Source organism: Candidatus Manganitrophus morganii, from assembly GCA_021651055.1.
GTDB lineage: Bacteria > Nitrospirota > Nitrospiria > SBBL01 > Manganitrophaceae > Manganitrophus > Manganitrophus morganii.
Window position 1 is genome coordinate 3,983,268 of the sequence record JAJHOH010000001.1, and the last position, 23,224, is coordinate 4,006,491.

Annotated in this window: 18 protein-coding genes; all 18 read left to right on the forward strand. The window is 61.1% G+C overall.

Annotation, left to right across the window (positions count from 1 at the left end; all coding sequences use genetic code 11):
- Positions 1 to 148 precede the first annotated feature (148 nt).
- The 18 genes from MCM46_18380 (at position 149) to MCM46_18465 (ending at position 23,190) form a co-directional block, all read left to right on the forward strand.
- A complete protein-coding gene (locus tag MCM46_18380; GenBank protein MCG3113775.1) occupies positions 149 to 2,965 on the forward strand; it encodes a hypothetical protein in 2,817 nt (938 codons plus the stop codon).
- 76 nt (positions 2,966 to 3,041) lie between these two features.
- Positions 3,042 to 4,742, forward strand: a complete 1,701-nt coding sequence (aspT, locus tag MCM46_18385; protein MCG3113776.1) for an aspartate-alanine antiporter — start codon at positions 3,042 to 3,044, stop codon at positions 4,740 to 4,742.
- A gap of 25 nt (positions 4,743 to 4,767) precedes the next feature.
- Positions 4,768 to 5,361 (forward strand): porin family protein, encoded by a 594-nt coding sequence (locus MCM46_18390; protein ID MCG3113777.1) that lies wholly within the window; start codon positions 4,768 to 4,770, stop codon positions 5,359 to 5,361.
- A 223-nt stretch (positions 5,362 to 5,584) separates the two neighbouring features.
- On the forward strand, positions 5,585 to 7,315 hold the full coding sequence (locus MCM46_18395; GenBank protein ID MCG3113778.1) for a bifunctional aspartate transaminase/aspartate 4-decarboxylase: 1,731 nt from the start codon (positions 5,585 to 5,587) through the stop codon (positions 7,313 to 7,315).
- On the forward strand, positions 7,312 to 8,382 hold the full coding sequence (locus MCM46_18400) for a type II asparaginase (protein ID MCG3113779.1): 1,071 nt from the start codon (positions 7,312 to 7,314) through the stop codon (positions 8,380 to 8,382). Before MCM46_18395 ends, MCM46_18400 begins: the two co-directional genes overlap by 4 nt.
- A 161-nt stretch (positions 8,383 to 8,543) precedes the next feature.
- The gene (gene aspT / locus MCM46_18405) at positions 8,544 to 10,235 is read left to right on the forward strand and encodes an aspartate-alanine antiporter (GenBank protein MCG3113780.1); all 1,692 of its coding nucleotides are present in this window, start codon (positions 8,544 to 8,546) and stop codon (positions 10,233 to 10,235) included.
- 18 nt (positions 10,236 to 10,253) lie between these two features.
- Positions 10,254 to 11,285 (forward strand): glutaminase A, encoded by a 1,032-nt coding sequence (gene glsA / locus MCM46_18410; GenBank protein ID MCG3113781.1) that lies wholly within the window; start codon positions 10,254 to 10,256, stop codon positions 11,283 to 11,285.
- 53 nt (positions 11,286 to 11,338) lie between these two features.
- Positions 11,339 to 12,520 (forward strand): DcaP family trimeric outer membrane transporter, encoded by a 1,182-nt coding sequence (locus tag MCM46_18415; protein MCG3113782.1) that lies wholly within the window; start codon positions 11,339 to 11,341, stop codon positions 12,518 to 12,520.
- A gap of 54 nt (positions 12,521 to 12,574) precedes the next feature.
- Positions 12,575 to 13,252 (forward strand): NAAT family transporter, encoded by a 678-nt coding sequence (locus MCM46_18420; GenBank protein ID MCG3113783.1) that lies wholly within the window; start codon positions 12,575 to 12,577, stop codon positions 13,250 to 13,252.
- A gap of 148 nt (positions 13,253 to 13,400) precedes the next feature.
- Positions 13,401 to 14,045: a porin family protein gene (locus tag MCM46_18425; protein MCG3113784.1), complete on the forward strand. Its 645-nt coding sequence runs from the start codon at positions 13,401 to 13,403 to the stop codon at positions 14,043 to 14,045.
- 55 nt (positions 14,046 to 14,100) lie between these two features.
- Positions 14,101 to 15,879, forward strand: a complete 1,779-nt coding sequence (locus tag MCM46_18430) for a glycoside hydrolase family 15 protein (GenBank protein MCG3113785.1) — start codon at positions 14,101 to 14,103, stop codon at positions 15,877 to 15,879.
- Between the two features lie 284 nt (positions 15,880 to 16,163).
- Positions 16,164 to 16,541 carry an SCP2 sterol-binding domain-containing protein gene (locus tag MCM46_18435; protein ID MCG3113786.1) on the forward strand — a complete coding sequence of 126 codons (378 nt, stop codon included), beginning with the start codon at positions 16,164 to 16,166 and terminating at the stop codon, positions 16,539 to 16,541.
- Positions 16,538 to 18,580: a hypothetical protein gene (locus MCM46_18440; GenBank protein ID MCG3113787.1), complete on the forward strand. Its 2,043-nt coding sequence runs from the start codon at positions 16,538 to 16,540 to the stop codon at positions 18,578 to 18,580. Before MCM46_18435 ends, MCM46_18440 begins: the two co-directional genes overlap by 4 nt.
- A 50-nt stretch (positions 18,581 to 18,630) precedes the next feature.
- The gene (locus tag MCM46_18445) at positions 18,631 to 19,029 is read left to right on the forward strand and encodes a hypothetical protein (GenBank protein ID MCG3113788.1); all 399 of its coding nucleotides are present in this window, start codon (positions 18,631 to 18,633) and stop codon (positions 19,027 to 19,029) included.
- A 34-nt stretch (positions 19,030 to 19,063) separates the two neighbouring features.
- The gene (locus MCM46_18450) at positions 19,064 to 19,531 is read left to right on the forward strand and encodes a hypothetical protein (GenBank protein MCG3113789.1); all 468 of its coding nucleotides are present in this window, start codon (positions 19,064 to 19,066) and stop codon (positions 19,529 to 19,531) included.
- A gap of 49 nt (positions 19,532 to 19,580) precedes the next feature.
- Positions 19,581 to 20,474, forward strand: a complete 894-nt coding sequence (locus tag MCM46_18455) for a hypothetical protein (GenBank protein MCG3113790.1) — start codon at positions 19,581 to 19,583, stop codon at positions 20,472 to 20,474.
- A 250-nt stretch (positions 20,475 to 20,724) separates the two neighbouring features.
- Entirely contained in the window at positions 20,725 to 21,327 is a 603-nt protein-coding gene (locus MCM46_18460) for a hypothetical protein (protein MCG3113791.1), read from the forward strand.
- A gap of 192 nt (positions 21,328 to 21,519) precedes the next feature.
- Complete coding sequence (locus tag MCM46_18465) at positions 21,520 to 23,190, forward strand: mechanosensitive ion channel family protein (protein ID MCG3113792.1); 1,671 nt, start codon at positions 21,520 to 21,522, stop codon at positions 23,188 to 23,190.
- Positions 23,191 to 23,224: the final 34 nt, after the last annotated feature.

The following is a 23,224-nucleotide window of genomic DNA, read 5'->3' on the forward strand; positions in this document are numbered from 1 at the left end:
ACGCGGGACGGCGAGCCTTCCGACCGATCAGGAGAGGGGCCGGTTTAAAGAGAACAGATCGCGCACCGGCAGAGGTAGAAGGAAAGCCGTTCGGAGAGAGGATGTTGATCAAGGCATTGAACGAAGCCATGCAAAGGAGATCGGGGAGATGAAAAGCAAACACGCGGGATTGCATGCGATGAAGCAGCCGGGAACAACCGGGGCGGCGGCCGAAACCCCCGCCGATTTCCCATCGATTGACCTGAAGGATTTTTTCTCGGCCTCCGAAGCGCGTGTGGATCGGTGGCGCAGCCTGCACCGGCTCGCAAAGGCATCGGCCGACGGAGGCGATTCTCGGATCGATTCCTTGAGAAGGGGGGCCGAAGTGCTTCTCGCTTCGATGCAGCCGATCGAAGATCTTTGCGCTTTCCCCGGTCCTCGCCTCATGGAGCAGGTGCACGACCGGATCCGAACCGGCGACTGGACCGGCTTTCTGCGCCTCGCGCAGCGGATCAGCTTCGCGCTCCTCTCCAACAGCTACCGGGATGATCCAAAGGCGTGGGAGATCGATGAGGAAGGCGAAGCCCACGCCCCGGAGATTCTCCCGCCGTCGATCGGACGCGGCCGGAGCCGTCGCCCTTATTTTGAAATCCTTATGGTCTCTCCGAGCGAACGCGCCTCCTGGCCGGAGCTCCGGCAAGTTTTCCACCGCCTGAGACGGGAGCACGACGAATTCATTTACGAGCCGGTCATTGTCGGCAGCCTCGAGGATGCGCTTTTGGCCGTCATTTTTAACTTCAACCTCCAGTCGGTCGTGATCAGCGACGGCTTCCGGTTCGCCTCCGAGTACACGGTGCCGGTCCTCCGTGAAATTCTTCAATGGCATGTTCGAATCGAAGATGCCGGCCGCGACGGCGATCTCGGCACGACACTGGCTCGCCTGATCCGCCGCGTGCGTCCGGAAATCGACCTCTACCTGGTCACCGACCGCGACGTCGGAAAGTTGGCGGGGTCGGACGAAGCCGCGCCGATCCGCCGCGTCTTTTACGGTGTGGAGGAGCCGATGGAGATCCACTTGAGCCTCCTCGAAGGGATCCAGGAGCGTTATACCACCCCCTACTTCGATAACCTGAAACGTTACGCCCAGCGTCCGGTCGGAACGTTTCATGCCCTGCCGGTGGCGAGAGGCAAGTCGATCTTCAAGTCGAACTGGATCCGGGACATGGGGGAATTCTACGGCGCGAATCTCTTTCTCGCCGAGTCCTCCGCCACCACCGGGGGACTCGACAGCCTCTTGGAGCCGACGGGGAACATCAAGCTTGCCCAGGATGCCTCGGCCCGCGCCTTCGGCGGCGACCGAACCTTCTTCGTCACCAACGGCACCTCCACCTCCAACAAGATCGTCCACCAGGCGTTGCTCAAACCGGGGGAGATCGTCCTGATCGATCGCGACTGCCACAAGTCCCACCACTACGGGATCGTGTTGGCCGGCGCGCAGCCGCTCTACATCGATGCCTATCCGCTCCCGCAGTATTCGATGTACGGCAGCCTCCCGATCAAACCGATCAAGCAGGCGCTGCTGCGGCTGAAGGCGGAAGGGAAGCTCGACCGGGCCAAGATGCTGGTCCTCACCAACTGCACCTTCGACGGGCATGTCGCCAACGTGAAGCGGACGATGCTCGAGTGCCTCGCCATCAAACCCGATCTGATCTTCCTCTGGGACGAAGCGTGGTTCGGCTTCGCCCGCTTTTCCCCCTTTTTGCGCCGGCGCACCGCGATGGGGGCCGCCGCCGACCTGCGCGGGATGATGCGCGACCCGGCGTACCGGAAGGGTTACGACGCGTTCAAAAAACAGGTCGGTGAACTCGATCCCAACGATCCGCGTCTTCTCGAGATGTCGCTGCTGCCCGACCCCGACAAGGTCCGGATTCGGGTGTATGAGACCGACTCGGTCCACAAATCGATGTCCTCTCTGCGTCAAGGCTCGATCATCGTCGTCGCCGACCAGGATTTTCACAAGGTCGAGGCGGCCTTCAAAGAGGCTTTCTTTACCCATACATCGACATCGCCCAACCTTCAGATCATCGCCACCCTCGACGTCGCGCGGCGGCAGATGGAACTGGAGGGGTATGAGCTGGTGGGGCGCGCGACGCAGCTTGCCATCGAGGTTCGGCGCGAAATCAACAGCCATCCCCTCATCGCCAAGTACTTCCGCGCCGCAACACCGGCCGAGATGATCCCGGCCGAATACCGCCGGTCTGACATGGCCGACTACGGGGCGCCCGGATGGACGATGGCCGACACGATCAAGGCGCTCGACGACGATGAGTTTTTTCTCGACCCGACGCGGATCACGCTGCTGTGCGGCCGCGCCGGCTACGACGGGACCCAGTTCAAGGCGCTGCTGGCGAGCGAATACGACATCCAGATCAACAAGACCTCGCGCAACAGCGTCCTGGTCCAGATCAACATCAACAACACCCGCAGCGATCTGGCGCATCTCATCAAGGCCCTGGCCGACATGGCGCGCAAGATCGACCAGCGGCTTCAGGAGGGGGGCGAGGCGGAGCGGACGGCCTTCCAAGCGCGGGTCCAGTCGCTGGTGGAAGAGGTCCCCGACCTGCCCGATTTCAGCGCTTTCCACGACGCCTTCCGCGACGACCCCAAGAGCGCCACCAAAGAAGGGTCTATCCGGGCGGCGTATTACATGGCCTACGACGCCGAGAACTGCGAGTACATCCATCTCAACAGCAAGCAGATCGACGACCGGCTGAAGAACGGGCCGCCGTTGGTCTCGGCCAAATTCGTTATTCCTTACCCCCCCGGCTTTCCGATCATGGTGCCGGGCCAGGTCATTACGCAGGAGACGATCACGTTTATGCGGAAGTTGGACGTCAAAGAGATTCACGGTTTCAATGCCGTCAAAGGTCTCGAACTGCTCAGGGCCGATGCGCTGGCGAGGCACAAGAAGAACGGCCGTCTTTAGGGGAGGTCGTTTCCATGCACGCATGGATTAACGAACCCGGCATGTTGACTCAATGCCGGATGTGGAAAGGAACGATATGGATTGGCTGGTTGAAACGTTTAGAGCGTACCCTGAGTTGGCGATCTTCCTCACACTGGCCCTCGGATATTGGGTCGGAAAGTTCAAATTCGGCAGCTTTACGCTCGGCGCGGTGACCGGGACGCTCCTGGTCGGCGTCGTCGTGGGGCAAATGCAGATCGAGATTTCGCCGAATGTGAAATCGGTCTTTTTTCTCATGTTTCTCTTCGCCGTCGGTTATGGCGTCGGCCCGCAGTTTGTCAGGGGCTTGAAGAGCGACGGCCTCCCGCAGGTGACCTTCGCCGTCCTCCAGTGCCTCGTCTCGTTGTTGACCGTCTTCGGCGTTGCGAAGTTCCTCGGGCTCAACGCCGGCCTGGCGGCCGGGCTTCTCTCCGGATCCCAAACCATCTCGGCGGTCCTCGGCGTGGCGACCGACGCGATCAACCGGCTGGGGACCTCCCCGGAAGAGAAGGAAGCGCTGATCAATGCCATGCCGGTCGCCTACGCCGTGACCTATCTCTTCGGCACCGCCGGGTCGGCGTGGCTCCTCGCCTCGATCGGGCCGAAGATCCTGAGGGTCGATCTTCCGGCCGAATGCAAGAAGCTCGAAGAGAAGATGGGGGGATGGGGAGACGCCGAGGCGGGGGTCGCATCGGCGGCCAAAAAGTTTGATGTCCGCGCCTACCGGGTGACAAACGAACGGTTCCATAACAAGACCGTCGCGGAGCTGGAGGCCGACGCCCTGAAACAGGAGCTCCGCGTCTTTATCGAGCGGATCCGGCATGACGGCCAGATCATCGACGCAGAACCGAGTTCGGTTGTTCATCTGGGAGACACCGTCGCCGTCCTGGCGCGCATTGAAGTGTTCATCCAAAGAGGACACAACCTCGGAGAAGAGGTCGACGACAAAGCGCTGCTCGACTTTCCCGGAGAAGTGCTCGACATCGTGATCACCGACAAGTCGGTCGCCGGCAAAACGCTGAAGCAGCTGGCCGAATCGGAGATCGGCCGTGTCAAGGGCCGAGGGGTGTTTCTCCGGAAGCTGACACGGGCCGGCTTGGAGATGCCGTTCACCCCCGGGACGGTCATCGATCGCGGCGACGTCCTTCAGGTCATCGGGCCGAAACGAAGCGTCGAGCGGGTGGCCGCGGAGCTCGGCTATGCCGATCGCCAAACGAATATGACCGACATGGTTTTTGTCGGAATCGGTATTGTCTTGGGAGGCCTGGTCGGCGCCATCGCAATCAATATCGGGGGGGTCCCCATCAGCCTCAGCACCAGCGCCGGTACGCTCATCGCGGGGCTGATCTTCGGATGGCTCCGTTCCATTCACCGAACCTTCGGCCGCGTCCCCGAGCCGGCCCTCTGGATGATGAATTCGGTGGGGCTCAATACCTTCATCGCCGTGGTCGGGATCACCTCCGGGCCGGCGTTCCTTGCAGGGCTCCAAAAGGCCGGGTTGAGTCTATTGCTCGCCGGGATTGTGACCACCACGGTCCCGCTTCTGGTCGGCGTTCTGCTCGGAAAATACCTATTCAAATTTCATCCGGCGATCACGCTCGGCGCCGCCGCCGGCGCGCGAACCACCACTGCCGCCCTCGGTCTCATTCAGGACGCGGCGAAGAGCAAGACGCCGGCCCTCGGCTATACCGTCACCTATGCCGTCGGCAACACGCTGCTCATCCTCTGGGGTCTGGTGATCGTATTGTTAATGACTTAATGCCCAATCGAAAGGAGAAGCAATCATGGCCGCCAAAATTTTCAAAACGTCTACAAACAGGGAGGAGAATGTGATGAAAAAACTGACCGTTCCTGGTTTTGCCCTTCTTTTTCTGTTGTTATCGAGCACCGCGTGGGCAGGCGGTGAAACCGGTTTATACCTCGGCGGATCGCTCGGCTCGGCGGGCCTGGACGTTTCGGACGGAGACGTCGAATACGACGATGACGACTTGGCCTACAAGATCTTTCTCGGCTACAACTTCGGCATCGTCCCCTTGGTCAATCTCGCCGTTGAGGGATCCTATGTCGACTTCGGAACCGGAGAGGAAAGGCTGCTCGGCGGGAATGCTGAAACGAGCGTGACCGGCTGGGATGCGTTCGGGCTCGTCGGGCTCAATCTCGGCCCGGTTTCCTTGTTTGGAAAGGCGGGGGCCATTTATTGGGACCGCGAATCGTCCGTCCTCGCGCAATCGGCGGACGATTCGGGCACCGACCCCGCCTACGGCCTGGGCCTGCAGTTTCAATTACTCTCGTTTGCGATCCGGGCCGAGTACGAACTCTTCACCCTCGAGGGGGTGGATATCGGCTTTGCGTCGGCCGGCGTCTCGTACACGTTCTAGTTCTCGCCGGGAAGCGGCCGGTCGTTCCACTGATCGGCGCCCGAACCATCCTTGTGGGGTGGCCGATCAGTGGCAGCTACCGGCGGAGACGCCCGCGCGCTCGATCAGGCAAAGGCTGAGAAGGATTTGGATTCTCACGGTCGGAACGGTGGGCCGGGGAACGTTCTGCTGAATGTAACGTCCTGTGGATGACGTAATGCCCAAAATAAAGGAGAACCAAACCATGGCCGCCAAAAGATCAAACCCAACCGCCTCCCGTGCGGAGCAACGGGCATTGCTCAAGCTGAGTCCCTTTGAGCTCAAAGACACCCTCATTTCGCTCGCCGCCGAGAACGAAAAAGAAAGCGATATCCAGATGCTGAACGCCGGACGGGGCAATCCGAACTGGCTCTGCACCACGCCGCGGGAAGCCTTTGGAACCTTGCTCCAATTTGGAATTGAAGAGTCGCGGCGCGAGATCGACCTCCCCGATGCCGGCCGGATGCCGCAAAAGAAAGGGGCCGCGACGCGCTTTGCCTCGTTTCTCGAAACCCACAAAGACGCCCCCGGCGCCACGCTTCTTAGCGACGCGTTCAACCATGGGATCAAAACGCTGAAGTTTGATCCGGACACTTTCGCGCATGAATTGTCCGAGGGGATCATCGGCTGCATGTATCCGGTGCCGGATCGGATGCTGCGCTGCACCGAGCGGATCGTGCACGAGTACCTCGTCCGTGAGCTCTGCGCCGGAAAGCCCCCCGCGGGACGGTACGACCTTTTCGCCGTCGAGGGGGGGACGGCCGCGATGTGTTACATTTTCGATTCGCTCATGCTCAATCACCTCCTGCACCAGGGAGACACGATCGCGCTCGGGGTCCCCACCTTCACACCGTACATCGAGATCCCGCATTTCGACCGCTATTCCTTCGAAGTGCTGAACATCGACGCCGGTGTGGAAAGACGCCCCGACGGAACCCATACGTGGCAGTATGCCGACGCAGAGATCGACAAGCTCGCGGACAAGCGGATCAAGGCCTTTTTCCTGGTCAACCCGAGCAACCCGCCGTCCTATGCCATGCGCCCAAGCAGCGTGAATCGGCTCGTTAACCTGGTGAAAACCAAACGACCCGACCTGATCATCATCACCGATGATGTTTACGCCACCTTCGTGCCTGGGTTCCGGTCGTTGATGGCCGAATTGCCGCAGAACACCATCGGCGTCTATTCCTATTCGAAGCATTTCGGCGCCACCGGCTGGCGGCTCGGGGTCGTCGCCATTCACCAGAACAACATCTTCGACCGGATGCTGGCGAAACTCTCCGCCAAAGAGCGCGCCGCGCTCAACCGCCGGTACAGCAGCATCACGCTGACGCCGGAGAAACTGAAGTTCATCGACCGGATGGTCGCCGACAGCCGCCAAGTCGCCTTAAACCACACCGCCGGCCTGTCGCTTCCCCAACAGATCCAGATGTCTCTTTTCTCCCTCTTCGCGCTCCTCGACACGGCCGACAGCTACAAAACGCTCTGCCAGCTGGTTGTGCGTCGGCGGTACAAGGCGCTCTGGGACGGCGTCGGTCTCTCACCCCCCCCCGATGAGAACCGGGCCTCCTATTACGCCGAACTCGACCTCATGGTCTGGGCCGAGAAGGAATATGGCCCCGATTTCGTGAAATTTCTCCGGAACAACTACGAATGCATCGACGTTCTCTTCCGCCTGGCGCAAAAGTCGGGGGTCGTGCTGCTGCACGGCGGCGGCTTTGCAGGGCCCGACTGGTCGGTCCGCGTCTCCCTCGCCAACCTCCCGGAGGAGACCTATCCGAAGATCGGCCAGTTCCTCCGGGAGACGGCCGAGGACTACGTGAGGGAATGGAGGGGATCGCAAAAAGGGAAAGAGGGGAGAGGAACCAAAAAAGGGAACCACCCTGGACGGGCCGGAAAATTACGCCTAGTTCACAAGAGGAGGATCAACCGATGAGACATCATACGCGTCCAATCAAATTATTCCTGCCGATGATGGCATTGCTTCTGGCGTTGGCCCCCGCCGCCTACGCCAAGCCGAAGATCGTCCTGCTGGCGACCGGGGGGACCATTGCCGGTGTGCAACCGAAAGAGGGCGAACCCGGCTACAAGTCCGGCGAGGTCTCGGTCGACCAGCTCATCGAGGCGGTCCCCGAGATCAAGGAGATCGCCGATCTCACCGGCGAGCAGGTGGCCAACATCGGCAGCCAGACGATGACGAACGATGTCTGGGTGAAGCTCGCGCAGCGGACCAACGAGGTGCTGAAGGGGGATGCGGCGGGGGTGGTCATCACCCATGGCACCGATACCATGGAAGAGACCGGCTACTTTCTCAATCTCGTGGTGAAGAGCGAAAAGCCGGTGGTGTTGGTCGGCTCCATGCGGCCGGCGACGGCGATCAGCGCGGACGGTCCGGCCAATTTATACCAGGCGGTCGCGCTCGCCGCAAGCCCGGAGGCGAAGGGACGCGGGCCGCTGATCGTCATCAATGACGAAATCCACTATGCGCGCGAGGTTCAAAAAATAAACACCACCCAACTCGACGCATTCGAATCCCCCAATGCGGGCCGTGCCGGGATCTTCATCGGAGGCAAGCCCCATTTCTTACTTCCGAATGATGAGACCCACACCACGAAGAGCCCATTTTCCGTGGACGGGGTAAAGGCCGAGAGTTTGCCCCGGGTGGAGGTGGTCTACTCCTACGCCAACTTCGGCCGCGACTCGATCGATTTTCTGGTGCAAAAGGGGGTCAAGGGAATCGTCCTGGCCGGCGTAGGGGACGGCAATACGACCGATGAGGCGTTGGAAGGTTTGTCCGACGCCGCGAAGAAAGGAGTCGCCGTGGTTCGATCGACCCGGACCGGCAGCGGAATCGTCGCGCGCAACATGGAGGTCGACGACGACAAGCTCGGTCTGATCGCGTCGAATGAATTAAACCCGCAGAAGTCGCGGGTCCTGTTGATGTTGGCATTGACGCAGACCAAAGACCCGAAGAAACTCCAGGAAATTTTCAACACCTATTAATAAGGCGGTAAAAAAGTAGTTCGTTACTCTTAAAGTCGTCATTCCCGCGAAAGCGGGAATCCAGAAGCCATTCTAATGCCCTGGATTCCCGATTAAACATTCGGGAATGACGGATTCAGAGTTTTTTCAACACCCTTTTAGTCGAAGAGGAAACGACCGCCATGACCGAATGGTTTGTTTCAGCGTTGCGCGGAAATCCGGAGATCGCGCTGTTTCTTGCGATCGGCCTGGGATTCTGGATCGGATCGTGGAAGTTCGGCAATTTCAGTCTGGGAGGGGTCACCGGGTCGCTGATTGCGGCGCTGCTGATCGGCCAGGTGCATGTCGAGGTGCCGGGTCTGGTCAAGACGGTCCTCTTCATGCTCTTCCTGTTCGGCACCGGCTATTCCGTCGGTCCGCAGTTTTTCCGTTCCTTGAAAGGGGACGGCCTCCGTTCGCTCGCCTTCACGGTTGTGCATTGCGGCGTCGGGCTTGCCGTCGCCTATACGATGGCGCGACTGCTTCAACTCGATCTCGGCATGTCGGCCGGCCTCCTTTCGGGGGGGCTGACCCAATCGGCCGCGATGGGGACCGCGAGTGATGCGATCATGGCATTACCGCTGCCGGAGGCCGAGCGGCAGCGGCTCGTCAACCATATCGCCGTCGCCGATGCGATGACCTATCTCTTCGGCGTGATCGCTCCGATCGTCTTCCTCACGACCATTGCGCCGCGCCTGATGGGGATCGATCTCAAGGCCGAGGCGGCGGCGCTCGAATCGAAACTCGGGATCAAACGGGCCGCCCCCAACATCACCTCGGCCTATCAGCGGTTCGCCTTCCGCGCCCACCGCGTCGAAAACGCCGAATTCATCGGGAAACACATCGACGAGGTGGAGGTGATCCAGCCGGGCGGAAGAATGTTCGTCGAGCGGCTGCGCCGCGGCGACCGGATCCTTCCGGTCGATTCGAACACGCGGATCGAGCGGGGCGATATCCTGGTCCTCTATGGACGCCGGGAGCTCGTCCTCGACTTCGGGCCCCGCCTCGGTCCCGAAGTCGACGACCCGGAGCTGCTCGATTTTCCGATCCAGGTCGCCCGGGTCGTCATTACCAACCGGGAGATCACGGGACGGAGCTTCGGCGAGCTGGCGAGCTGGCCGGCGGGCCGCGGGGTCGGCGTGCGCGTCGTTCTACGCGGAGGTCAGGAGATCCCGATCTCCCCGGCAACCGTCCTCGATCGCGGGGATGTGGTTGAACTCATCGGACCCCAGCCGACGGTGGAGCGTGTCGCGCGCGAGATGGGCCAGATCGAAATCCACACGGCGAGCACTAACCTGATGCTGGTGGCGACCGCCATCGTCCTCGGGGCTTTCATCGGCCTTCCTTACCTGATGCTGGGAACGTTGAAACTGTCGCTGACGACCAGCGTCGGCGTTCTGGTGGCCGGTCTGGTCTTCGGCTGGTTGCACGCGGTGAGGCCTGCGATGGGAAAGATCCCCGACGCCTCGGTCAACCTGATGACGCAGCTTGGCCTGGCCGGATTCGTCGCGGTGGTCGGTCTGCACGCCGGGCCGATCTTCATCGACGCGATACAGGCGGCCGGTCCGCAACTGCTGATCGGCGGGGCGGCGGTGACGCTGATCCCCCTGTTCGTCGCCTTCTGGTTCGGTCGATACGTGTTGCGGATGCACCCCGTGCTTCTGATCGGCGCCATCGCCGGCACCCAGACCGTGGCGCCGGCGCTGATCGCGGTGCAGGAGAGGGCCGACAGTCAAACGCCGGTCCTCGGTTACACCGTCCCGTATGCGCTGGCCAACATCCTGCTCACCATGTGGGGCACGTTCATCGTATTGTTGCGTTCGCAGTTTGGATAAAAATGAAAGGAGCTATCCATGAAAAGCCAAAGATCGTTACGACGCACCGTTGTACTCATGATCTTCATGGTCGCGGTGTTGCCGATGTCACCGTTCCAGGCGATGGCCCGGGAGGTCTCCACCGATTCGGCCACCCTCAAACGCCTTGTGCAGGAGGCCTACGCCGAGTTCAAGGATGTGAAAGAAGGGAAGCCGGCCGACTATATCCCGGAGCTGGCCAAGGTGCCGCCCGATCTGTTCGGCGTCGTGATTGTGACGGCGGAAGGGGAAATCTATACCGCCGGCGACGTCGACCACCCCTTTACCATCCAATCGGTCTCCAAGCCGTTCACGGCGGCGCTCGTAATGCAGGAGCAGGGGGACGAGGCGATCGAGGAGAAGATCGGCGTCGAGCCGACCGGCCAGAAGTTCAATTCCATCCTCGCGACACAGATCATGGAGGACATCTCGGCCAATCCGCTGGTCAATTCCGGCGCCATCGCTGCGGTCAGCATGGTTAGGGCGAAGTCGGCCGGGGAGCGCTTCAACAAGATCCTTCATTTTTACGATCATTTCTCCGGAACCAAGCTGAAGGTGATCGAGGAGGTCTACAAATCCGAGGCGGCCACCAACCAGCGCAACCGGGCGCACGCCTACATCCTCGAAGCGGAGGAACGCATCTATTCCGATCCGATCGAAGCGGTCGACGTCTACACACGGCAATGCTCGATCGGGGTGACCGCCAAACAGCTGGCGGTGATGGGGGCGACGCTGGCGAACAACGGCGTCAACCCGATCACTCAGGAAAAAGTCCTCGACCCGAGTCATGTTCCGAAGGTACTCGCCCTGATGATGATGGCCGGTTTCTATGACGAATCGGGAGAATGGGCGTACACGGCGGGATTGCCGGCCAAGACCGGCGTCGGGGGGGGAATCGTCGCGGTGGTGCCCGGGAAAATGGCGATCGTCGGTTTCTCGCCGCGCGTGAACGACGCGGGCAACAGCGTCCGTTCCGCCAAGGCGATCGAGTACATCGCTCAGCGTCTCGGCGCGAATGTATTCGGCGGCTGATCATCACCCCGGTCGTGATCAATGACGGAACAATTCGATTAAGGAGCCAGGCCATGACAAAAAAAATCGCAATGATGATCGCATTGGCGGTCGGCCTCTTCGCCGCAGGCCTCCCTTTCTCCGCCGCGGAAGCGGCCGAAGGGCCGCCGGTAGATATTTATGGCTTTGTTCAGATGGATGCCATTTATGACTTCAACAGCGTCGATCCCAATTGGGAGGCGACCCTACGTCCCTCCAGGATCCCGGTGAATTGCTCGGGTCTCACCCCCGACGCCGGATGCGGGGAGGACGGGAATACCCTCTTCAGCGTTCGGCAGTCCCGCTTCGGCGCCATGGCCGATTTTCCGACCGACATCGGCCAGCTGCAGACAAAATTCGAATTCGACCTCTTCGGCGTCGGCGCGGATGAAGGTCAAACCACGATCCGCCTGCGCCACGCGTACGGAGAACTTGGGTCCTTCCTGGCCGGCCAGACGAACAGCCTCTTCATGGACGGGGATGTCTTTCCCAACACCATCGATTACTGGGGGCCGGGCGGCATGGTCTTCTTCCGGAACATCCAGTTCCGATGGACGCCGCTGAAAACCGATCATCAGAAATTCGCGGTGGCCCTGGAGAACCCCGGCTCCGCGCTCGATGTGGGGAACGCGGCCACGCCGGAAGGATGGGAGTCATGGAGTCGCGCTCCGGATATCACCGCGCAGTACCGCGTCGACCAGACCTGGGGGCATGCCCAGGTGGCCGGCATCGGCCGCTGGCTCGGGTATCAGAATCCGACCATCCCGACCGGAAGGAATTCCGGACATGAGCTCGGCGGCGGGGTCAATCTGAGCGGAAGCCTCAAGACCTTCGGCAAGAACAAGTTGATGGCCCAGGTCGCCTACGGCAGAGGCATCGCCGCCTACTTTAATGACTGCTGCACCGATCTTGCCCCCAACGGGGCTCTGACGGAAGGCGAGGCGGTGCCGCTGCTGGGGTGGCTTGTTTATTACGATCATTACTGGAGCGAACAGTGGAGCAGCTCTATCGGCTACAGCGCACAGAATCAAGACAATACGGATGGGCAGGCAGACGACGCCTTCAACAACGGGGCCTACGCCTCGGGAAACCTCCTCTGGTCCCCGACCAAGGAGGTCTTGATGGGGACCGAAGTGCTTTGGGGCCAACGCGAAAACAAGAATGGGGAGAAGGGAGACGACACGCGCGTCCAGTTCTCGGCGAAGTACAACTTCTAACGCAGGCGCAAGGAGCCTGGTGCCAGACGTGGGATGGGAGGCGGTGGTCCGGCCGTGGCGGATGGCGTTTGTAACGGCATGGAGGGGCGGGTGGCGGTTTTTCTAGAGAGCTTCGGCCGTGTGTTCGCAGCACTTTTCCCTGTGATCAATCCGCCGGGCATGGCGTTGCTTTTTCTTGCAATGACCCGGCGGGCGAGTCGAGCCGAGCGGACCTTCCTTGCCGGACGGGTTGCATTTTACGCATTCCTGGTCGTGAACACCGCCTACTATGTCGGAACGGTGATTCTCCGGTTTTTTGATATCTCGTTGCCGGTGCTCCGGGTGGCGGGGGGTATTGTGCTCGCCTCCTCCGGCTGGCGTCTTCTGAATGAGAGCCGGTCGGGGAGCGACGCCGGCCTGAGGGTCGGGGGGGCGGGCGATTGGGTCCGCGTGGCGTTTTATCCGCTGACGATGCCGGTGACCACCGGACCCGGGACGATTTCCGTGTCGATTGCGTTGGGCGCCATCCTGCCGAGGAACATGCCGGTCATGCTGGGAGCCCTGGCGGCGAGCGTTCTCATCTCAGGCGCCATCTATCTCTGCTACCGATATGCGGACCGGATCGAAAGCCGGTTGGGGCGGGCAGGCTCCGAGGCGTTGTCGAGTCTCTTTGCCTTCATCCTCATCTGCATCGGCGTGCAGATCTTGTGGAACGGGTTCTCGGAGCTGTGGGGATCGTTGCCCGCGAAATAAGAAATGTTCAACGACAGATCTTTAGATAGCCAAAGGAGCATCAGAATCCGGATGCGATCGCGCTTAACATTCAGACAAAAGGTGAAAGATGAAGAGAGCGGATGTTGTCAGTTTCATTCTGGCGTTTTCTATGAGCGCGGGGATCGCGGTGTCTGTCTTCCCGGCCGAGGCGCAGGAGAACGCGTTCATGACGAACCGGTCGGACGGCCGGGGCAAGTCCTGGGAAATCTTCCTCCCGCTCAACTATACGCAGTCGGAAACGATCAAAGGACGGGGTGACTCAAGCGTGGAGATAAACGACGACTATGGTTTTGGTTTCGGCCTCGGCTACAACTTCAACGATCATTTCCAATTGAACGGCTCCATTAGCTGGAGCTCACGGGGCTACGATGCGACCATTGTACAGACCGACGGATCGACCAGAAGATACAACAACATCCTGGACACGTCTACCATCTCGCTAAACGGGATTTATCATCTCTTGAACAAGAACATTACTCCTTTTGTGTCGGGAGGAATCGGCAATACACATCTCGACACCAACATCCCGAGCGGTCTCTCTTCCACCGCGTGTTGGTATGATCCGTGGTATGGGTACATATGCGACAGCTATGTTCCGACTAAGACGGAAAACGCACTGAGCTACAATGCCGCCGTCGGTATTCTGTTCGATATCAACCGCCAGTTCGGATTACGAGCCAGTTACAGTAGGCTGTGGCTCGACCTTGACGAGACGTCGTATACCGCGGATTTCAGCACCTGGAAGTTAGACGCGGTCTTTCGGATGTTTTAAGAGGATCTCTTTAGATCAGTCTAAGTGATAGACAAAGATGATTGGAGGAGAAATCATGCCGTCACGGATTGAAAACTATGGTTTCATCGGAGACATGTACGGCGCGGCGCTGGTGTCGCGCGACGGGTCGATCGATTGGCTCTGCGTGCCGCGCTTCGATTCGGACGCCTGCATGGCGGCGCTCCTCGGCCGCGACGAGCACGGCTGCTGGATCATTCATCCGGGAGTGGAGGTCCGCCGCAACAGCCGCCGCTACCGGCCGGGGACAATGATCTTGGAGACCGACTTCGAGTGCGACGGCGGGGCGGTTCGCATCACCGACTTCATGCCGATCGGGCTTTATGCCCAATCGGTGATCCGGATCGTCGAAGGGCTTGAAGGAACCGTCCCGGTCTATTTCTGGCTGGCCGCCCGTTTCGGCTACGGCCGGAGCAAGCCTTGGATTGAAAAAACGGACGGCGGGATTCGGCTGACGGTCGCTCCCGAGTCGCTGATTCTTCGCACGCCGGCCGCCGTCGAATGCACCGAGCACAACGTGCGCGGCCAGTTCACGGTGAAAAAGGGAGAGCGTGTTCCGTTCGTCCTGTCGTGGCAGGCGGCGCATCTCCCTCCCGCCGACCCGCTCGAGCCCGCCTCGGCGCTCGCCGAAACCGAACGATGGTGGAAGGAGTGGTCGGGGCGATCCCGCTATCGCGGTGCGTACAAAGAGGTCGTCGACCGCTCGCTCATCGTTCTCAAGGCGATGTCATACTCCCCGACCGGGGGGATCATCGCCGCGCCGACCACCAGTCTTCCCGAGGAGGTCGGCGGGGTCCGAAACTGGGATTATCGTTTCTGCTGGTTGCGCGACGCCACCCTCACCCTCCGGGCGCTGATGGCCGGCGGCTATGTCGATGAAGCGATGGCCTGGCGCGTCTGGCTTCTGCGCGCGGTCGCCGGAGCGCCGGATGAAACGCAGATCATGTACGGGGTCGCCGGGGAGCGCCGGTTGACGGAGTTCGAGGCAACCTGGCTTCCCGGCTATGAAGCGTCGCGTCCGGTCCGAATCGGCAACGCCGCCAGCGATCAGTTCCAGCTCGACGTTTACGGCGAGGTCGTCCAAGCGATGTATGAGGCGCGCCGCATGGGGATGCCGGAGGGTCCGGCGCGCGCGCAGCTGCGCGAACTGATGGCGTTCGTCTCCACCGCCTGGCAGCGGCCCGACGACGGCATCTGGGAAGTTCGCGGCGGCCGACAACACTTTGTCTATTCCAAGTTGATGGCATGGGTGGCGGTCGATCGCTACGCGCGTTACATCGAAGAGTTCCTCAAACCGGAGGACGAGCTTCACGCGATGCTGCCGACGATCCGCGCCCTTCGGGACCGCATTCGCCGGGACATCCTCGAACATGGGTTCAATCCGCGGCTCAACGCGTTTACGCAAGCCTACAACAGCGACGCGCTCGATGCGACCGCGCTGCTGATTCCGGAGATCGGGTTTTTGCCGGCGAGCGATCCGCGCGTCCAGGGAACCATTCAAGCGGTGGAGCGGAATCTCTTGCGCGACGGTTTCGTCCTCCGCTACCAGACCGATCAGACGCAAGACGGCCTCCCCGGAAGTGAAGGAGCGTTCCTGGCGTGCAGCTTCTGGCTGGTCGATGCCTACGTCTATTCCGGCCGGCGGAAAGAGGCCGAGGCGCTCTTCGATCGGCTGCTGTCGCTGCGCAACGACCTCGGCCTTCTCTCCGAAGAGTACGAGCCGAGGTCGGGGCGTCTGATCGGAAACTTCCCGCAAGCGTTCTCGCACCTGACGCTCATCCAATCGGCGCGCCTGCTCGGCGAATGGGGAGGATAAAAGAATTGCGGATCGGGGATTGTGGATTGCGGATGGTTTCGAGTTCAATCGTCTCCTTCCAAAGAGGTAGTGAGGGAGCCGACGTGGGGAAAATGACGGAAGCGGGAGAGACATACGTGGTACAAACAGAATGGATAAGGAGTGGAGTCCCGACTCATCCTCCGCCCGATGGAATTGAACGAGGCGAAGGCATTCCCTAAGGCCGCCATGGCGCGGCAATAAGGTCCCAGGAGCGGATAGGATGAAACAGCTCAAAGCGCAAAACATCAGACGAGGAGAATGCCATGAAGACTGAAGAGTTGGAGCGGTGGCTCGATCAGGCGCCGAAGGGAAAAAAGAAGATGCCGGCGCTGAAAGGGGTTCGGGGACGGGTCAAATTCGAGGTGGAGGGGGGAGGCGCGGCGTATCTTCTCCGAATCGAAGAGGGTGAAGTGGAGCTGACGCCCGGCGGAGATCATGCGGAGGCGGTGGTGATCTGCGAATCCAAAGCGGAGATCGCGCGGATGCTACGCGGCGAGGTTCACCCCGTCGTGGAGACGCTGCAGGGCCGGGCCGCGGGCCAAGGAGACCGGGCGCTGGCGTTGAGGGTCGCGCTCGACCTGCGGGGGGGCTCTCCGTTTGCCGAACGAAAAGAGGGGCGAAAGAAGGAGGGAGCGAAATGAGTCAGTCCATCAGCATTCTCGACGGAAACGCGTTTGTCGTCAGCGATCTGCGCGGCGATCTTGAGGCGACCCCCACCGATACTTTCGGGCTCTTCCTGAACGACACCCGCTTTCTCTCCCGCTGGGTCCTCACGGTCGACGGCCGCCGGCCGAACGTTCTTTCGACCGACACGCTCCGCTATTTCCGCGCCCAGTTTTACACCACCCTCTCCACCGGGACGATCTACGTCGATTCGGACATGTCGCTCGTCCGCCGCCGCGCGGTCGGAGACGGGTTCATGGAAGAGATCATCATCGCCAACCATGGGAAAGAGCCGAAGCGGCTCCAGGTGCGGATCGAAGCGGGGTCCGACTTTGCCGATCTCTTCGAGGTCAAAGACAAGCTGGCGAAGAAGGGGGAGTTCTATCGCCGTGTCGAGGCCGACAAGCTGGTCCTCGGATACCGTCGGGGGCGCTTCGTCCGGGAGACCTGGATCAAAAGCAGCGCTCCCGCCGCCCTGGAAGAGGAAGCGCTCAACTTCACCGCTGAGGTCCCCGCGCACGGGATGTGGACCACCGCGATCGAGGTGATTGCCGTGATCAACCCGGGGAGCCAAGAGAGACCGCAGGTGAAGTACACCCCCAAAGATATTGAGCCGCGGCCCGATCTCGGCGAGAGCCTGAAGGAGTGGATGGCGTCCGCCCCGCGCCTCGACGCCTCGTGGGAGCCGCTCGGGCGAACCTATCAGCAAAGCCTGCTCGATCTGGCGGCGCTTCGATTCCGCTCCGTCCTGAACCCCGAGCCAGTGCCGGCCGCCGGCCTTCCCTGGTTCATGTCCCTTTTCGGACGCGACAGCCTGATCACCAGCTTCCAGGCGATCCCCTTCGTCCCGGAGCTCTCGGCGGCGACGTTGCGCCTCCTGGCCCTCTTCCACGGACGGGTCGATGATCCCTTCCGCGACGAGGAGCCGGGGAAAATTTTACACGAGCTGCGCCTCGGCGAGATGACCGCCTTCGAGGAACGTCCCCATTCGCCTTATTTCGGCTCCGCCGACGCGACGCCGCTCTTTCTCATTTTGCTGGAGGAGTACGAGCGGTGGTCGGGGGATCGGCAGCTTGCCGCCGCGTTGGAGCGTGAAGCGCGCGGGGCGATCGACTGGATCGATCACTTCGGCGACCGCGACGGCGACGGCTACGTCGAATACGAGCGGCGCAACAAGGAGACCGGCCTGGAAAACCAATGCTGGAAAGACTCCTGGGATTCGATCGCGTTCGCCGACGGGACGCTCGCCCCCCTCCCCCGCGCCACCTGCGAGATCCAGGGGTATGTCTATGACGCGAAAATAAGAACCGCCCGTCTCGCCCGCGAGGTCTGGGGCGATCCCGCCTGGGCCGACCAACTTCTGAATGAGGCGAAGGCCTTAAAAGAGCGGTTCAACCGGGATTTCTGGATTCCGGAGCGGGGCTTCTTCGCCTTGGCGCTCGATGGAAAAAAGAGAAAGGTCGACTCGCTCACATCGAACATCGGCCATCTTCTCTGGAGCGGGATCGCCGACGTCGACAAGGCCAAGCAATGTGTCGATCACCTGATGAGCGATGCTCTTTTCACCGGCTGGGGGATCCGGACGATGGCCAAAGGGGAAGGCTCCTACAATCCGATCGGATACCATGTCGGCACCGTCTGGCCGCACGACACTTCGATCATCGCCTGGGGGATGCGCCGCTACGGGTATAAGGCGGAGGCGGCGCGCCTCTCCCTCGGCATCTTGGAGGCGGCGATTTATTTTCACTATCGCCTCCCCGAGGCGTTTGCCGGTTATCCGCGGGAGGCGACGCAGTTCCCGGTGGAGTATCCGACGGCGTGCAGCCCGCAGGCCTGGGCGACCGGCGCGCCGCTGCTCCTCATCCGGACCCTCTTGGGGCTCGAATCGGACGGGGCGCACCTGATCGTCGATCCGGCGATTCCCGCGCCGATCGACCGGCTGGAGCTTCTCGACGTGCCGGGCCGCTGGGGAAAAATGGACGCCTTCGGCCGGGCGCGGCTCCCTAAGGCGGCTTGACCGTGAGGGAGGATGGGGCCGCGTTTGGCCGGTTGAAGAGGATCATGACGATGAAAAAGATCAAATGGATGGGGGCGGCGTTTCTGCTCGGGAGCGTGTTGACCGGATGCGCCGCTCCTCAAAAAGGAATCATTCAGGATCAGGGTTTTCTCTCCGCCGCCGGCTTCAGGGTTCTTCACGCCGATGATGCGGGAAAGCGTCGAAACCTCGAGATCCTTCCGGCGCACCGGCTCGTCACCGAGATTCAAATGGGGGAGGCCTATTACGTTTACGCCGATCCGACGATCTGCCGGTGCATTTATTTCGGCGATGAGGAAACCTACCGGGAATACCGGCGCCTCGCCCTCGACAGACGCCTCTCCGATCAAAGGCCGATGGAGGCCAAGCCCGATCAGCGGGTCGCCCTCGATTGGGGGGTGTGGGGAGAGCCGGGCTGGTGGTTGGGATAGAGAAGACCAAACAGAAGAGGGAAAAGGAGGGGCCATGCGAAATCAATCTCTTTTCCGGGAGAATGTTCATTTCCGATTCAGCGTCGCCGGGCGAGGCGGGATCTTTTTATTGCTGGCGGCGCTTGTCTTCATCCTCGAAGCATGCGCCACGCTCGAATCGAGCATCATCGAGTATGCCGGCGCGCCGCGCTTTACGCGGAGCGATCCGGATGCCGTGGAAATCTTACGCGAAGAGCCGAAGCAGCCGAACGAGCGGCTGGGCGAGATTATTATCGATGCGTCGGTCGAGCCCTCGCCGCCGATCTCCGACGTGGAGCAGAAGCTGCGTGAGGAAGCGGGCAGGCTCGGCGCCGATGCGGTGGTCATCGTTTATGACAGCGTTCAGCCGTCGGTCGTCTTCGTCAACCCGTGGTGGGGTGGAAACATGAGGACGGTCCCGGAACGGCAACTGGTCGGTGTGGCGATCAAATATCAAGAAGAAGCCGAGGAGGCGCCCGGTTGACCCATCTTGTGAAATGCGGGGCGGGCGGCAGGGATTCGGGAGCGGCTTGATGAAGATGGGCGCGATCGTACAGCCGATGATCCTGTCGGGCGTCTCTCTGATCGTCTTTGCTTTCGGGTTGAAGGCGACCTGGCGGGATGCGGCGTCTCTCTTCCGGCGGCCGGGGCCGCTCCTGCGCTCCTTGTTCGCCATGTACGTCGTGATGCCTCTCTTCGCGGCGGCGCTGGTCGCGGCCTTTCCGCTCACCCCGGCCGTGAAGATTGCGTTGCTGTTGCTGTCGGTGTCGCCGGTTTTCCCCCTTCTCCCGCGGAAGCTGATAACGCTCGGCGCCCGCGGATCGTCGGTATACGGGCTGTTCACGGCGGTATCGCTTCTCTCTGTGGCGCTCGTCCCCCTTTCAGGCTCCGTTTGGGGGCGCGCGATCGGCATCGATACCCGGGTCGCCCCCTCCGCTGTTGCAAGCATCGTCATCCTCACCGTTCTCGCGCCGCTCGGCGCCGGGATGGCGGTGCGGCTGTGGGCCCCCGAAGGAGCTGACCGGAGCGAAAAGCCGGTTTTTGTGCTGGGCGCCGTCCTGGTTCTCATCGGGCTCATTCCGATCCTGATCGAATCGGGGGGAGGGATGATCTTGCTGATCGGCAACGGAACGCTGCTCTCCCTCGCGGTATTCGTCGCCGCGGGGCTTGCAACGGGACATCTCCTCGGCGGCCCCGATCCGGACGACCGGAGCGGCTTGGCGCTCGCCGCGGCGTTGCGCCATCCGGCGGTCGCACTCGCCGTTGCCCGCGTGAACTTCCCGAATGAGACCCTGGCCCCGGCCGCGATCCTCCTCTACCTGATCATCGGCACGCTTGTCGTCTTTCCTTATATGAATTGGCGGAAGCGGGGCCGGCTGGCCGGCGCGCGGGAAAGGGAGGGAGAAGCCATCCGGCGATACGGATGAAGCGAGCACCGAACATAAAAAAATTGAAGCTCCCCGCCGCAAGCAGCGGGGAATGTGCAGTTATAAATCGGGTACGAAGTACTTCTGCTCACATCGCGAAGCCATCTTCGACCCGAAAGGAGAAAATCTATTTGTATTCGCGCATCTAACCCTCGCCCCCAGGGGGCGGGGAATGCGACGCGCGTGCGTGTTCAATCACGCGGGGCGTTACACAATCAGCGTCCCGCCCTTTATCAAGGAGGAAAGAAGAATGAAAACGATCAATAGAATATCGATATTTTCGATGGTTCTGCTCGGGTTGACCCTTCTGTTCGGCGGAATCTCCCTCGCCTCCGAAGAACCGGGAGAGGAGGATATGGGCGCCGGCAAAAGAGACGTGGTGATGGCCGAGAAAACCACGGTGACGGCGGAGGTCAAAGAGATCGACAAGGCGGCCCGTCTGGTAACCCTTCAAACCCCCGACGGCCAGACCCAGACGATCAATGTGCCGCCCGAGGCGAAAAACTTTGACCAGATCAAGATCGGAGACAAGGTGACAATGGACTTCCTGCGGGCCGTTGCCGTCGACATCAGGCCGACCGGGGCACCGAAGCCGCCGACTGAGAAGGCGATGGTCGAGGTGGCGCCCAAAGGCGAAAAGCCATCCGGTAAGATGGTGAGGACGATTGATCTAACGGCGAAGGTCGAAGCGATCGATCCGGCGGGGCATACCGTGACATTGAAAGGTCCCGAGGGGAACTCGCGAACCTTATCCGTCGATCCAAAAATTAATCTTGAAAAGATCAAAGTTGGCGATCAGGTGGATGTCCGCTACACCGAAGCATTGGCGATCAAAGTGACCAGCCCGTCTTAAACAAAATGCCGGTCGTCGGGGAGATGCGACTGTTTTTTGATCTCCTCGACGCGCCGGGGGGGACCTTTCGTCTCTTCTTCCTCTCTCCTTCGGGGGTAGAAGAAGGTGCGCGAGCAACGATGAACAGATGATCCGGTCCATGGGCGAAAGGGCTTACGCGTGACTCAACACAAATATCGACAGGTGAATCGGATGAGGTTCCGTTTTGTTTGGACGGCGCTTCTGCTGCTCGTTCTCTCGGGCCGCGCGCATCCCTCCTGGGCGGAGGAGAATCGCTCCGCGCCGGCGCCGTCCGAGAGCGATGCAACCGCGACGATGGAGCGGGCGCCGGTCATGCTGGACGGCGAGCTCCTTTTCGAGGTCCGGGGGGTCACCGCTTATCCGGCCAAGGAGCGGGCGCGAGAAATCGCGAAGCGAATTCGGGCGATTGCGGCCGACCCGACGCTCCCCCCCGCGTCGCTCCGCGTCGTCGAAGGGGAGGAGAGCGCCGAGATCGTGGCGGGCGATCGGCCGGTGATGAGGGTATTCGATGCCGATGCCGATGTCGAGGGGGTGCCGCGTCGGACTCATGCGGAGGTGATACGCGCTCGGATCGTGAAGGCGATCGCCGCCTATCGAGAAGACCGGAGCCCGCGTCTGCTGGTGCTCCACACCGCTTACGCGCTCGGCGCGACGCTCGGCTTTGTGCTGCTGCTGGTCGGGCTCCGATGGGCGTTCAGGAAACTCGATCTGATTGTTGAGCGGCGGCTCCAGCTGCGGGTAAAAACGTTGGAAGCGCACACTCATGCGGTCATTCAGGCGGGACAAGTCTGGAGCGCGATTCGGGCGCTTCTCAAAGGGCTTCGGTTTTTCCTGGCGGCGGTGGCCGCCTTCCTCTACCTCAATTTTGTCCTTGGTCTCTACCCATGGACCCGGCCGTTCTCCCGGCGGCTCCTCGAGATCCTCTTAAACCCGCTTCGGGTCATGGCCGAGGGACTCTTCAATGCCCTCCCGGGTTTGGCATTTATCGCAATCCTGATCCTATTGGTGCGCTTTGCCCTGAAACTCATCCGGTTTTTTTTCGCCGGCATCGATCAGGGGACGATTACCCTGGCCTCGTTCGACCGCGATTGGGCATTACCGACGTTCAAGATTATTCGCCTCCTGATCGTCATTTTCGCAATCATGGTGGCCTATCCCTATATTCCCGGTTCGGACTCGACGGCATTTAAGGGGTTGTCGATCTTTCTCGGCTTCCTTGTTTCGCTCGGGTCGACCTCCCTTATTTCAAGCCTGATCGCCGGCTATACAATGATCTACCGCCGGGCTTATAAAGTCGGAGATTTCATCCAGGTCAACGACTTCACCGGCGAGGTGACCGAGACCCCCCTGATCGTGACCCACCTGCGAACGGTCAAGAACGAGGAGGTCGTCGTTCCGAATTCGGTGATGGTGAACACCGATATCCTCAATTACAGCACCCATGCCCGCTCACGAGGGGTGATTCTGCATACCACCGTCGGCATCGGCTATGAGACCCCTTGGCGGCAGGTCGAAGCGATCCTCCTGCGCGCCGCGGGCCGGACGCCCGGCTTGCGCAAGGAACCGTTCCCCTTTGTCCTGATAAAAACGCTAGGGGACTTCTGCGTCACCTACGAGATCAACGTCTACTGCGACAACCCTCTGGAGATGGATCGCCTCTATTCTGAACTGCACCGAAACATCCTCGACCAGTTCAACGAATATGGGGTTCAGATCATGACGCCGGCGTATGAGAGCGATTCGGAGAGCCCCAAAGTGGTTCCCAAGGAGCGATGGTATTCGGCCCCGGCCCGGCCGCCGCAGATGTCGGGCGCCGATCGTTTGGAGTCCGGCGCCGCATGATGATCGATCTCGATTTCGAAGGGCCGGTCACCGG

Excerpts from the sequence above, each read along its gene's own strand:
- MCM46_18380 (MCG3113775.1), top strand. The coding sequence starts at position 149 with ATGAAAAGCAAACACGCGGGATTGCATGCGATGAAGCAGCCGGGAACA.
- aspT (MCG3113776.1), top strand. The coding sequence starts at position 3,042 with ATGGATTGGCTGGTTGAAACGTTTAGAGCGTACCCTGAGTTGGCGATC.
- MCM46_18390 (MCG3113777.1), top strand. The coding sequence starts at position 4,768 with ATGGCCGCCAAAATTTTCAAAACGTCTACAAACAGGGAGGAGAATGTG.
- MCM46_18395 (MCG3113778.1), top strand. The coding sequence starts at position 5,585 with ATGGCCGCCAAAAGATCAAACCCAACCGCCTCCCGTGCGGAGCAACGG.
- MCM46_18400 (MCG3113779.1), top strand. The coding sequence starts at position 7,312 with ATGAGACATCATACGCGTCCAATCAAATTATTCCTGCCGATGATGGCA.
- aspT (MCG3113780.1), top strand. The coding sequence starts at position 8,544 with ATGACCGAATGGTTTGTTTCAGCGTTGCGCGGAAATCCGGAGATCGCG.
- glsA (MCG3113781.1), top strand. The coding sequence starts at position 10,254 with ATGAAAAGCCAAAGATCGTTACGACGCACCGTTGTACTCATGATCTTC.
- MCM46_18415 (MCG3113782.1), top strand. The coding sequence starts at position 11,339 with ATGACAAAAAAAATCGCAATGATGATCGCATTGGCGGTCGGCCTCTTC.
- MCM46_18430 (MCG3113785.1), top strand. The coding sequence starts at position 14,101 with ATGCCGTCACGGATTGAAAACTATGGTTTCATCGGAGACATGTACGGC.
- MCM46_18435 (MCG3113786.1), top strand. The coding sequence starts at position 16,164 with ATGAAGACTGAAGAGTTGGAGCGGTGGCTCGATCAGGCGCCGAAGGGA.
- MCM46_18440 (MCG3113787.1), top strand. The coding sequence starts at position 16,538 with ATGAGTCAGTCCATCAGCATTCTCGACGGAAACGCGTTTGTCGTCAGC.
- MCM46_18445 (MCG3113788.1), top strand. The coding sequence starts at position 18,631 with ATGAAAAAGATCAAATGGATGGGGGCGGCGTTTCTGCTCGGGAGCGTG.
- MCM46_18450 (MCG3113789.1), top strand. The coding sequence starts at position 19,064 with ATGCGAAATCAATCTCTTTTCCGGGAGAATGTTCATTTCCGATTCAGC.
- MCM46_18455 (MCG3113790.1), top strand. The coding sequence starts at position 19,581 with ATGAAGATGGGCGCGATCGTACAGCCGATGATCCTGTCGGGCGTCTCT.
- MCM46_18460 (MCG3113791.1), top strand. The coding sequence starts at position 20,725 with ATGAAAACGATCAATAGAATATCGATATTTTCGATGGTTCTGCTCGGG.
- MCM46_18465 (MCG3113792.1), top strand. The coding sequence starts at position 21,520 with ATGAGGTTCCGTTTTGTTTGGACGGCGCTTCTGCTGCTCGTTCTCTCG.